Annotated in this window: 7 protein-coding genes; 1 reads left to right on the top strand and 6 read right to left on the bottom strand. The window is 54.3% G+C overall.

Annotated elements, in window-relative coordinates; translation table 11 throughout:
* Window positions 1-38 precede the first annotated feature (38 nt).
* From HNV11_RS02380 to HNV11_RS02355, 6 genes are all read right to left on the bottom strand, one after another.
* Window positions 39-1,769 carry an autotransporter outer membrane beta-barrel domain-containing protein gene (locus HNV11_RS02380; RefSeq protein WP_240163705.1) on the bottom strand — a complete coding sequence of 577 codons (1,731 nt, stop codon included), beginning with the start codon at window positions 1,767-1,769 and terminating at the stop codon, window positions 39-41.
* A gap of 101 nt (window positions 1,770-1,870) precedes the next feature.
* Window positions 1,871-2,782 (bottom strand): glycosyltransferase family 2 protein, encoded by a 912-nt coding sequence (locus tag HNV11_RS02375; protein WP_171738135.1) that lies wholly within the window; start codon window positions 2,780-2,782, stop codon window positions 1,871-1,873.
* Entirely contained in the window at window positions 2,775-4,061 is a 1,287-nt protein-coding gene (locus tag HNV11_RS02370) for a flippase (RefSeq protein ID WP_171738134.1), read from the bottom strand. Before HNV11_RS02370 ends, HNV11_RS02375 begins: the two co-directional genes overlap by 8 nt.
* Complete coding sequence (locus HNV11_RS02365) at window positions 4,061-5,014, bottom strand: GDP-mannose 4,6-dehydratase (RefSeq protein WP_171738133.1); 954 nt, start codon at window positions 5,012-5,014, stop codon at window positions 4,061-4,063. Before HNV11_RS02365 ends, HNV11_RS02370 begins: the two co-directional genes overlap by 1 nt.
* A complete protein-coding gene (locus HNV11_RS02360) occupies window positions 5,011-6,111 on the bottom strand; it encodes a Wzz/FepE/Etk N-terminal domain-containing protein (protein WP_171738132.1) in 1,101 nt (366 codons plus the stop codon). The genes HNV11_RS02365 and HNV11_RS02360 overlap by 4 nt, the downstream gene beginning before the upstream one ends.
* 45 nt (window positions 6,112-6,156) lie before the next feature.
* Window positions 6,157-8,640 (bottom strand): SLBB domain-containing protein, encoded by a 2,484-nt coding sequence (locus HNV11_RS02355; RefSeq protein ID WP_171738131.1) that lies wholly within the window; start codon window positions 8,638-8,640, stop codon window positions 6,157-6,159.
* A gap of 215 nt (window positions 8,641-8,855) precedes the next feature.
* On the opposite strand from HNV11_RS02355, the gene secA reads away from it, so the two are divergent.
* Window positions 8,856-12,248: a preprotein translocase subunit SecA gene (gene secA / locus HNV11_RS02350; RefSeq protein WP_171738130.1), complete on the top strand. Its 3,393-nt coding sequence runs from the start codon at window positions 8,856-8,858 to the stop codon at window positions 12,246-12,248.
* Window positions 12,249-12,331: the final 83 nt, after the last annotated feature.

Here is a 12,331-nt window from a genome sequence, read left to right as displayed (position 1 = left end):
CTGAGAGGCTTGTCTATACTGTCAGTAAGCAGTAGGAGTTACTTTTTCTTCAGCGAGTGCAGAGTCCGGCGAATGGCTTTGTTTTCGCGCTCCAGCCGGTTGCTGCGCTGAATCAGAAGGTCGTTCTGTTTTTTCAGCTCAATCAGGTAAAGCGTGAGCTCTTCGACCTTCTCCAGCAGCTTGGCATCCATGCGGGCCAGATCAACCCCCTCCCTAACCACCTCCGCGGCCGAGGGCACACCCGGCAGATGCTTGTTGGCCTTCACGTACCGCTCCACCTCCCCCAGCGGACGAAGCGCATAGCCCGACCCAAACACATAGTCGCTCCAGTCCGAGCTGTTGCGTACGGCCACCTTGACCTTCTCAGTCAGAATGCCCTTGGAGACAAACAGGTTGTAGTCGGCCGGCGTCTTCTGCACGCCCGAGCCGATGATGAGCCCCTCACCCTGACGGCTGAGCAGGTAGTTGCCTTTGCGTTCCCAGAGCGACTCCACCGCTTCGGCCCCCGCAGCCTGCCGCGCCCCTGAAGCGACATTGGCCAGGATAACGTTTCCGGTTCCGTCGACGGTCAGGAACTTGCTGGCATTCACTGAGGTGCTGGTGGCCGAGGTTATATTCTCCAGCCGCAACCCCGACTGCCCGCTCGTGCCGCTGGTTACGTGCAGCCGCGCCGTAGGGACCGTGTTACCAATCCCAACGTTAGCCGCATTACCCAGCACAATGGCATTACTGACGTTTACTTTTGCGTTCGCGCCAATCGCCGTTGCATTGCTCAGGCCAGCCGCTCCGGCATCAGCGCGGAAGCCTACAAACGTATTAGTGTTGCCGCCGTTGTTTGCCCGGCCGGATTCAAAACCAATCGACAGGTTATTGGATCCATTAACACCCGCTCCATTACCGGCATTAGCGCCCAGATACACGTTATACCCGCCAGAGGTATTGACTGCACCAGCGTTATCGCCCAGGAAGAAGTTAGCCGTTCCCGTCGTATTCGCCGACCCGGCGTTGGTGCCCATTATGAAATTAGAACTACCCGTTGTATTATTCTGACCAGCCTGTACGCCTAAAAAGGTATTATAAGCCCCGGTGGTTGTGCTGGCCCCGGCCCGATAGCCCACAAAAGTATTCGCAGCTGCCGTGGTCACATTCTGCCCCGACTGCGTACCCAGAAACGTGTTCTGACTGCCGGTCGTTGTCGATGAGCCCGAGAGCGAACCGATAAACACGTTACCGGCTGCAGTGGTATTACTGCCCCCGGCATCAGCTCCAATAAAGGTGTTGTCTGCTCCCGTTGTATTACTGTAGCCAGCTCCCGATCCCATAAAGACGTTGTGGTGGCCCGTGCTGTTGAAGTAACCAGACCGGTAACCACCAAACAGGTTATCATACCCTTCCGTATTGGTGTATCCGGCTCCATTGCCCAGAAACGAGTTGTTATTTCCGATCGTGTTACCAGCACCGGCTTCGTACCCAAAGAAGCTATTGTAGCTTCCCGACGAATTCTGACGGCCTGCTAATCCACCGACAAACGCATTCTGGGCTCCGGCCATGTTCTGAACACCTGCGCCCCGGCCCAGAATCAGGTTACCGTTACCACTCATATTCCGGTTGCCGGCCCCTACGCCCACCAGCGTATTATCGGAGCCGCCCGTTGTAACGGAGGTAGGATCAGTAATCGCAATATTGGTTTGTGTTGACTGTGCAATGGCCTCGCCTGCGGCTAGGCTGGATAGGGCGGCCAGCGTACTGACTAGTAATGTTTTGTTCATACGGATAAGGTACGGGCTGATAAGTTCTTATCTCAAGCGGACTGCAAAATACTAAAAAACCAAATCGCAAGTTACCATTATAGGATAATTATTAATAAATTTCATTCGATCCAATACAGGAATTTAGTCAGAAAAGCCCGCCAGCGTCTATAGGTGGGCGATTTCCTTTTTAGCTGGATAAAAGCATTGAGCTGTTGTCGGCGGGCAGCATCGAGTTGCGCATTATAATAGCGGCAAAACAGTTCAGCCTGGCGAATTTCCGGTAAAAGGTACTCAGACGCGTATTGATTATCAACAATAAACCTGTTTAATCGTCGCCAGCGGGTGTTGAAGGTAATAGCGTTGTTCAACGTAACATTGTCGGGATGTTGCCGATAGCGAACCGATGGTTTGGTTAGGTACCGAACCTGACCAATGCCGTAGGCTACGCAGGCTAACCAGAAGTCGTGCATCAGCGCATCATCGGGCATACGTTTTATTTCTTCCGCCATCGGCCGGTTAAACATGGCGGTGCAGCCCGTTACAAAATTACCGTATAGCAATGACCCGAATGTCTCGCGTTCGGGATGTAATTGCCGGTGGTTCCAGTAGGATGGGGCAATACGGTTCAGCTGCTGATCGACTACCTCTAAATCCGTAAATATAAGCGCGGGATCTGACCCGTCAATGCGCTCCAGAGCGGCTAAACCCGTGGCTACTTTGTGAGGCAGCCATACGTCATCCTGATCGCAGAAAGCAATCACATCCCCCCGGCACAAGGAAACGGCATGCCGAAAATTTGCTACAATGCCCACGGGCCGGGGCTGCTGATGAATATACAGAGGCAATTGCCCTTTGTACCGCTGTAGAATAGCTAAAGTCTGATCCTGCGATCCGTCATCACTGACCACCACTTCGTCTGGTAACCGGGTTTGCTCGACCAGAGAGTCGAGCAGACACGCCAGGTGCTTCTCGCCGTTAAACGTTGCTAAGGCTACCGACACAAAGACAGCGGTGTTGGGGCGATCAGACACGTTTGAAAAGCGAGTAGGCTGGACGCTTTGCTTCAAGCGTATAATACAGGGAGAGCGTAATCAGCAACTGAATCAGCATCAGGCTCAGAGCCGCTCCCAGTACACCAAACTGGAAAATAAGCAGTGGGCTGATGATCAGGTTGGCAACGGCCGAAATATTGAACGAAACTACGTAAAGCTTCTGCTGATTATAGGCCAGCAACGTCTGATAGGGTGGAATATTCAAACAGACCAGTACCGGCACAAAGCTCATCAGCCGCAGAACATGGGCGGCTTCGGCCTGCGTCGTGCCGGCTACAAGGCGGATAATTTCATCGGCATATGCATACACGCCGATCGCCACCAGGACAGTCCCTATCAACAGCGGAGCAAATGTTGTTCGCAGGAATTGCTGCAGACGCGCGTGTGAATCCTGCGCCAGCCGACAGACGTGCGGGTAGATGACCTGCGAAAACAGCGACAACAGCGACCACATGGCAAATACGATTTTTTCAGCGATGCTGTAGTAACCGATGGTCGTGTTGGTTACGAAGAAACCCAGGAGCAGCACGTTCAGATTAGACGTGAGCATGATCGAAAAGTTCGACAGGAATACATACCAGCCTTCCTTCAACTGAGTTTTTATGGCCTGCCAGCCGGGCCAGTAAACCGTCAGCCGATAACGGGATCGAATCAGATAAAAACTATGGAGACCCGACAGAATATTGGCGGCTCCATATAGCCCAAGTACATAAATGTAATCGGCGGGCCGCTGCACCAGCAGAACAATCAGGCCCAGCAAAGCGACTTTAGCAATCAGGTTTACGTAGGTGATATACTTCATCTGCTCCATGCCCTGAAAAAACCAGACTGGCATGAGCACATTACCTAGTACAAACAAAAGCCCCAGCATATAGGCCAGAGCATCCTGATTGAACCGGGGCACCAGCAGGCATAAGATGGCCATGGTAGCGATGGTGACCCCAAAAAGCAGCAGTTTGGTAACGGTGACGGCGGAAAAAAGCTGCGATAAGAGCGGCCGGTCGTCCCGATGAATGGCTACCTGCCGGGTTGCCGACAGGTTGAAGCCGTAGTCGGTAAACGCAATAAAATAGTTCAGCACGGTCAGGCCGTAGGCGATCACGCCAAACTTTTCGGCCCCGACCGCCCGCATTAGATACGGAAAATTTACCAGCGGGATAATGAAGTTGGTGGCCTGGACCAACCCCAGGGCGACAAAATTCTTTACTAAATGGCGATCCCGCCGGACGGCGTTCCGGATCTGTTGCGTTAGCAGCATTAGCGAAGTTGATCATCCACCATCAGCCGGGCTACATCTTCCATGCGATGCGCAGCCTGCCAGCCCAGCTGTTCGCGGGCTTTGGTAGGATTAGCGTGGCCTTCGGCAATGTCGGTGGGTCGGAAAAAAGCCGGGTCCGTGCGAACATGGTCTTCCCAGTTCAGCCCAACGCAGTCAAAGACAACGCGGATAAAATCTTTTAGTTTGCAGGTATGCCCCGTTGCAATAACGTAATCGTCGGGCTGCGATTGCTGTAGCATAAGCCACATGGCTTCTACGTAATCGGGTGCCCAGCCCCAGTCGCGGGCTATGTCAATATTACCCAGTGTCAGTTTTTCGTCGCTTCCCTGAGCGATACGACAGGCAGCCGCCACGATTTTACGCGTCACGAACCGTTCGGGGCGCAGGGGCGACTCATGGTTAAACAGGATACCGGTGCTGACAAACAGCTGATACGCTTCGCGGTAGTTGGCAACCTGCCAGAACGCAGCCGCCTTGGCTACGCCATAGGGACTACGGGGCCGGAAAGGCGTTAGTTCATCCGCAGCGGCATGGCCCGTGTCGCCAAAGCATTCGCTCGATCCGGCATTGTAGAGCTTGATGGGCAGATCACTGAACCGAATGGCCTCCAGCAAATTGAGCGTTCCAACGCTAATACTTTCGAGCGTTTCTACGGGCTGCTCAAACGACAGACCCACCGAACTTTGCCCGGCCAGATTGTAGACCTCATACGGTTTGGTCTTGATAAGCGTCTGGAGAACGCTCCGAAAGTCGTTGATATTGACCGATATTAACTGAATATCTTTCCGTATTCCCAGCTTTTCCAGATTACGGAAACCCGACATCTGTGCATCGCGCGAACCGCCAAATACCTGATATCCTTTTTCGAGCAGTAACTTGGCTAAATAGGCTCCGTCCTGCCCTGACACACCACAAATCAACGCTTTTTTCATACGAACCGTACAGGTTTCTGGCGAAAGATCCGACGAACGAAGAAGGCCGTCAGACCAGCTAAGGCCCCAAAGATGGTAAACGCGATGATAATTACCAGCCTTTTCGGGCCACTTTTCCTAAGCGGTACGCTGGGGGGGTTAAGGGTCTGGAAAACGGGGGCTTCTTCCTGGACTTTAATCCGTGCCTGCTCCAGTTGCTTGGACAAATCATTATAGACCGTCTGAGCCAGCAGGTAGTCGCCCTGTAAGCGCTGCTCCTCAATTTTTGCCGTATTCAGGAACAGGCTCCGGTTACGGTCCCGATAGGCCGACAAGGCATATTCGGCGCTCTCGTACCGGCGACGGGCGTTCCGGACCTGCTGCTCGAGAAAGCGCACCTGCTGGCGGGCTTTGCCCGTCCGATAGTCGGTAACGTAATGCAGCAGGTAATCAAGAGTTTGGCGCCCCACCGTCCCGGCCACAACCGGATCCGGCATCTCAGCGGAAATCGTGATAATACCCGATTTCTTATCAATGGCGGCCCCAATCCGATTGAATATCTCCCGCGCCCAGATTTCCTGCTCAGACGTCATGGTCAGCACCTGAGTCTTGTCCATATTCCTTACCGGCACTTTTTCGGCAGACGATAACGAATTTAAATACGTCCGGATGGCGCCGATGACGCGCCGTTCGTTATCCCAGACCAGATATTGCTGCAGGCTCATGCTTTTGCCAGTTTCAGCGACAAAAACCGGCTGGCGCAGCATATGCAGCGCGAACGGAACACTCGATACTACGTCCGGGTACAGATCGGGCCGGATAGCCTCGGTGCTGCCCGTTACATTGTCGAGGTTCACGCCCGCCAGTCCGGCCAGCGATTTCAGGTCGCCCAGGCCACCCGCGTTACCGGACGCTTTTAGCTCCGGCATGATCCGGACCGACGTAGTAAATTCATTTGGCGTCAGAAAAGCATACAGGGCCCCAACCAGCAACGCACCCAGCGCCCAGAGGACAACGGTACGACGGCTTTCGGCAAGCCACTGAGCTATTTCACTCAGCCGAATCTCATATTCGCCATCGTTCGGGGAGTTTACTTTATTTTGTTCCGTTACGGACATGCACAGGTGTAGTTTGATGGGTTTCGGTACGATGGATACGGGTTATCATCGCAATACGTTGATCAGCACCGTTGCCGTCGTGGCCGCCAGTGTCCCAATGAGCGAGAAAATGCCAATCCGTTCGGTTGGGCTTAGATTCCGGTCATCATCCGGGCGGAACGGTACAACAATCGTCGAACCGGGCTCTACATTCGGCCGCAGGTTCGCCCAGAGAAACCGACGTGTGCGGTCTTTCCGTCCGTTTGGATACACCACATAGGCTTTGCTCTGACGTGCATTCTCCGTAAACCCGCCTGATTCAGTTATGTAATCATTAAAGTTATAATCTGCCTTGTAGCTAACCGACGACTGGTTCAGTACGGCCCCCTGGATGTAAACAACCTCCGACCGTCGGGGGATGAACAGCGTATCGCCTTCCTTAAGCAGCAGATTTTCCTCGCCCCCCGGGTCTGTCAGCAGATTCCGCAGATCATTGCCCACGAGCTGGCCCTTGCGTCGGTACTGCGCACCGGACAGATAAGCCTCCGGTTTCAGGCCACCCGCCCGCCGAATCAGGTCGGCAATGCGTTCCTCCCGGTTAAAGATCACATAATTGCCGGGCTGCATAATCTCTCCATAAACATGCACCTGCCGCTGCGGTTCGTAGTTCGCCGATGTCCGAACATACACAATATCGAACGGCTGCAGTCGGAACGCACTCGATCCGCCCGAACCGGTGCCGGGGCCGCCTTCAAACTGCGTGATGCGCAGGTTCGGGTCAACCGAGAAACGATATACTTCCTGCATAGTGGTCCGGATACCAACCGAATCCTGCCGGATACGCCGGGCCACTTCAATCAGAGTCGGTTTAGCCCCTTCCTGAAAACCGCCCGCCTTGGCAATCAGATCGGCAACACTCATGTTGTTGACGAATTCAATCGTATCCGGTTTATTGACCGCCCCTTCAATCGTGACGTAATATTCTTCCCGCAGATCACGAATGGAAAACACCGTCAGGCTATCCTGGCTCACCAGCGAAATATCGGCGATTTCGCCTCGCATTAACTTACCCAGATCGAACGATAGATTCTCGTGGTCCATATCGGGGCGTTCCCGAATGATCGTTGCGCGGTTCGTAAACGCATCTTTACGCAGCCCTTCGGCCCGGGTGATGAGTTGCCGTACGGTTTCCAGACCTTGTCCAAGCGCGTAATCACCCGGCCGCATGACGGCCCCCGCTACCTGCACACGGTTCTCATACCGCTCCAGAATTTTCCCAACAAAGTATTTGTCGCCCCGCTGCGGAATGAAGGTGGCAATCTGATCTTCGGTAATACTCACCATCTGGCGCTCGCGGCTGGTGTTGCGCCGGAGCGTAATCGACGCCCGGTAAGCATCATCACCGAAGCCCCCTGCGAAACTCAGCAGCGTCTTAAGCGTTTCGCCCGGCAGTAACTCAAAAATAGCGGGCCGACGTACCTCGCCGGTCAGCTCGACATGGGTTTCGTAATCAGCCACCCGAATAACATCCTGATCCTGAAGACGGATGTTGTCCCGTTGATCGGCATGCAGGACAAAGTTGTAGAGGTCAATGGTCCGGACAACGCGATTACCGCGGATAACGCTGATTTTACGAAAGGAGCCAGTTTCGGGATTCGGACCGCCCGCCAGGTAGAGCGCATTGAAGGCCGACCCGAGCGAAGAGATGGTGTACGTTCCCGGCCGTACCACTTCGCCTACGAGCGTCACCCGAATGCTGCGAATATTGGTCAGCGCTACGTTGGCATCTATTCCGCTGCCCGGCACACCCAGCCCCTGATAGCCCGCCTTCCGCAAACGGGCAATAATCCGTTGTTCGGCCTGTTCAATGGTCAGCCCGCTAACGAAAATAGGCTGTACGTTCGGCACCTTAACCGTTCCTTCGGGCGTGACCCGCAGCTGAAAGTTATCGGATGCTGCTCCGGAGATATCAATGCTGATTTCATCGTCGGGACCTACTATGTAGTTCCGGGGGGTGGCGATGCGCAGGTTCGGCTCGAATGACAAACTGGCATTCTCAAACAGCGATGCGCCAAATACCCGTAGTTTACGAACCGTATCCTGGCGCGGCAGCAACTGCAGCGAATCGTCCCGTTGCGAAAGATCGTCGGGCAGCATCCGGCCCGACTCCATGCTGGGCTCGTTTACGTTCCCCCGTGTACCGGTATTTCCCCGGTTGTTGAGCCGATTGTTCCCCCGAATTCCGGTCTGACTGCCGGGGCGCGACGTCTGCGAACGAATATTCGCAATACGTTTGCGCATTTTAGCAATATCATCGAGCGTATAGCCCTGCGACATGGCGTAGGTCTCAATCTGCATTTCATTCAGACCACTGGCCTGCGCCCGGCGGTAGAACTCTTCAACCTGGGCGTCGGTCAGCTGATCAACCCGCGACTGAGCAGGCTGCTGGGCCAACGCCTGCATAGCTGCCGTCAGTAAGAGTAAGACAAACGTGGTTCGTAAACGGCGAGTCAATGATAAAGTAGGTGACAATTTGTCGTTAGTACGCATGAATGTTGGCTGTTGGGCCAAAATTTGATTTGCAAAAGTAATGCATTACTCCCAAAACGTCGTTCCCATAAGGTAACGTACAAATCGCCAGCCCTTAGCTATGTTAAAGTCCGGCGCTAATGCACTAAATTTGTAGAAAATTTTAGTGGCTGGTGACTGGTAACGAGCAATTTTATTTCCTGCCAACCCTGAGCTACTAACCATTAACGAAGAATATGATCAACCTGATAGCCAAGTTTTTCGGCACCAAATCGCAGCGGGACATCAAGGAACTGCTCCCCTACGTTGAACAGGTAAACGCCGAATTTGCCCGGTTGAAAGACCTTTCCAATGATGAACTTCGTCAGGTATCGGCCGAACTTAAAGCGCAGATTGCGGATGAGCTGGCCGACATCGACAATCAGCTTGCCCAGCTGAGCGAACAGGCTGGCAACCCCGACGTTGACGTCAACGAGAAAGAGCGGCTTTTCAACCAGATTGACAAACTGGAGGCCGAGCGTAATACCGAACTGGAGCGCGTTCTGCTCAGCATTCTGCCCCGGGCCTTTGCCGTTGTGAAAGAAACCGCCCGCCGGTTCACCGAGAATGACCAACTGACGGTTACGGCCTCGGACTTCGACCGTGAAATTGCTTCCCGCAAGAAAAACGTCGTGATCGAGGGCGACCAGGCTCACTGGGCTAACCGCTGGGATGCGGCCGGAACGCCCATCAAATGGGACATGGTCCATTACGATGTGCAGATTATCGGGGGTGTGGTTCTGCACCAGGGCAAAATTGCGGAGATGGCGACGGGCGAAGGAAAAACCCTCGTCGCTACTTTCCCGGCCTTCCTGAACGGTCTGGCCGGTCGCGGTGTCCATATCGTAACGGTAAACGATTACCTGGCCAAGCGTGACTCCGAGTGGATGGCTCCGCTGTTTGAGTTTCACGGCCTGCGCGTGGACTGCATCGATAAGCACCAGCCCAACTCATTTCAACGCAAGCAGGCGTATCTGGCCGACATTACGTACGGAACCAATAACGAATTTGGCTTCGACTACCTGCGCGACAACATGGCCCGCGAAACAGGCGAACTGGTTCAGCGCAAACACCACTACGCTATGGTGGACGAAGTGGACTCCGTTCTGATCGACGACGCCCGGACGCCGTTAATTATCAGCGGCCCCGTTCCCCGTGGCGATGAGCAGGATTATATCGAGCTGAAGCCCCGCGTAGCCCGCGTGGTAGAAGCCCAGCGGAAACTGGTGTTCGATTTTCTAAACGACGCCAAAAAGAAGATTGCAGCCGGCGATGAGAAAGAAGGTGGTTTGTCCTTGTTCCGGGCGCACCGGGGTCTGCCCAAACATAAGCCGCTCATTAAGTTTCTGAGTGAGACCGGCAACAAAGCGCTGCTGCAAAAAACGGAAGCCATCTATCTGGCCGAAAACCAGAAGCTGATGCCCGAAGCCGACGCTCCGCTGTATTTCACCATCGACGAGCGCCATAACAGCATTGACTTAACCGAAAAAGGCATTGACTACATTACGGGCTCGGGCGAGGACCCTAACTTCTTTATCCTGCCCGACCTGTCGATTGATCTCAATGCGATTGATAAAAACCCCGAGTTCTCGGAGCAGGAAAAGATTCTGCACCGCGAAGCCGTGGTGCGCGATTATGCCGTCAAGACGCAGCGTATCAATACCGTTAACCAGTTATTGAAAGCCTACACGCTGTTTGAACGGGATACCGAATACGTCATCATGGACGGTAAGGTAAAAATCGTGGACGAGCAAACCGGCCGGATCATGGAAGGCCGCCGTTGGTCGGATGGGCTGCACCAGGCCGTTGAAGCCAAAGAGAACGTAAAAGTAGAAGACGCAACCCAGACCTACGCGACCGTTACGCTCCAGAACTATTTCCGGATGTACCACAAGCGGGCCGGTATGACCGGTACGGCCGAAACGGAGGCATCGGAGTTCTGGCAGATTTATAAAATGGACGTGGTCGTGATTCCGACCAACCGGGCCATCAGCCGCAAGGACGAAGAAGACAAAGTGTATCGGTCGGTTCGCGAGAAATACAACGCCGTCGTTGATGAAATCACCGCGCTGGTTGAGAAAGGCCGGCCCGTGCTAGTGGGAACAACGTCGGTTGAAAACTCTGAGCTGCTGAGCCGCCTGCTGACCCTGCGGAAGATTCAGCACCAGGTTCTGAACGCTAAATATCACCAGCGCGAAGCCGAGATCGTTGCTTCGGCCGGACAGCCGGGTACCGTAACGATTGCGACCAACATGGCCGGTCGGGGTACCGACATCAAGTTGACGCCCGAGTCGCGGGCTGCGGGTGGTCTGGCGATTATTGGTACAGAGCGTCACGAGTCGCGCCGGGTCGACCGGCAGTTACGTGGTCGTTCGGGTCGTCAGGGCGACCCCGGTACGTCGCAGTTCTTTGTTTCGCTCGAAGACAGCCTGATGCGTCTGTTTGGTTCCGACCGGATTGCAAAGGTGATGGACCGGATGGGCCTGGAAGAAGGCGAAGTCATTCAGCACTCAATGATTACGAAGTCTATTGAGCGAGCGCAGAAGAAAGTCGAAGAAAACAACTTCGGCATCCGGAAGCGTCTGCTCGAATACGACGACGTCATGAACTACCAGCGTGAAGCTATCTACAAACGCCGTCGGAACGCCCTGTTTGGCGACCGGCTACCGCTCGACATCGCCAACACGATGTATGATGTTGTCGAAGAAACGGTCAATAACGCCGAGGGCAACTATGAAGAAATCAAATTGCAACTGCTGACCACACTCGGCGTTACGCCCGAGCTGACAGCCGACGAGTTTGGCCGGATGAAGAAACCGGATCAGATCAGGCAGTTGTATAACGAAGCCGAAGCACAGTATCAGGCTAAAAACCACGCCATCGCCGAGAAAGCCCTGCCCGTGCTGACGCAGGTGCTGAATGAACAGGGCCACCAGATTAAAAATATTGTGGTGCCCTTTACCGATGGCCTGCACGAGCTGACCGTTGTGACCGATTTGCGGAAAGCCGTTGAAACGGGTGGTCGTGAACTGGTCACAGAAATGGAAAAGGCCGTAACGCTGTCGGTGATTGACCAGGAATGGAAAGAACATCTGCGCGAAATGGACGACCTGAAGCAGTCGGTACAGAACGCCGTTTTCGAACAGAAAGACCCCTTGCTGGTATATAAGTTCGAATCTGTAGAGCTGTTTAAGCGATTCTTGAGTAAAGTCAACTTCGACACGATCAGCTTCCTGAGCAAAGCCGATATCCCCGCGCAGGAGGCCGAAGAGGTACAGCAGGAAATCCGGCAGGCTCCTGCGCAGCACCGGCCCGAGCCGCAGCCCCAGCTGCACACTAATATGGAGGATTTTGACGACGACCACCTTGCCAGCGGTCCTGAGGAATACGCCCGTCGCATGGCCGAAAATAACGCCATGGGGGCCGGGGCTCCTCCAATGCCTCCGCGTCAGGCTCCGGTTCGGGTAGCGAAGCTGGACCGTAATGCCCGGGTTAGTGTGCAGTATGCCGACGGCTCGGTGAAACGTGATGTGAAGTTCAAAACCGTCGAGAACGACGTTATGAGCGGCAGGGCCATGCTGATCGAGTAAGGCCTCAGCTGCTCAACTACCTCTAAAACGCCCTCCGGATTGTTGTTCGGAGGGCGTTTGTTTACGGCACTTTCTAAACGCAG

The organism is Spirosoma taeanense (assembly GCF_013127955.1).
GTDB lineage: Bacteria > Bacteroidota > Bacteroidia > Cytophagales > Spirosomataceae > Spirosoma > Spirosoma taeanense.
Note: the sequence above shows the minus strand (reverse complement) of the source record. Positions and strands in the feature narration are given on the sequence as shown.

Coding starts and splice junctions, on each gene's coding strand:
- HNV11_RS02380 (WP_240163705.1), bottom strand. CDS start 1,769: ATGAACAAAACATTACTAGTCAGTACGCTGGCCGCCCTATCCAGCCTA.
- HNV11_RS02365 (WP_171738133.1), bottom strand. CDS start 5,014: ATGAAAAAAGCGTTGATTTGTGGTGTGTCAGGGCAGGACGGAGCCTAT.
- HNV11_RS02360 (WP_171738132.1), bottom strand. CDS start 6,111: ATGTCCGTAACGGAACAAAATAAAGTAAACTCCCCGAACGATGGCGAA.
- HNV11_RS02370 (WP_171738134.1), bottom strand. CDS start 4,061: ATGCTGCTAACGCAACAGATCCGGAACGCCGTCCGGCGGGATCGCCAT.
- secA (WP_171738130.1), top strand. CDS start 8,856: ATGATCAACCTGATAGCCAAGTTTTTCGGCACCAAATCGCAGCGGGAC.
- HNV11_RS02355 (WP_171738131.1), bottom strand. CDS start 8,640: ATGCGTACTAACGACAAATTGTCACCTACTTTATCATTGACTCGCCGT.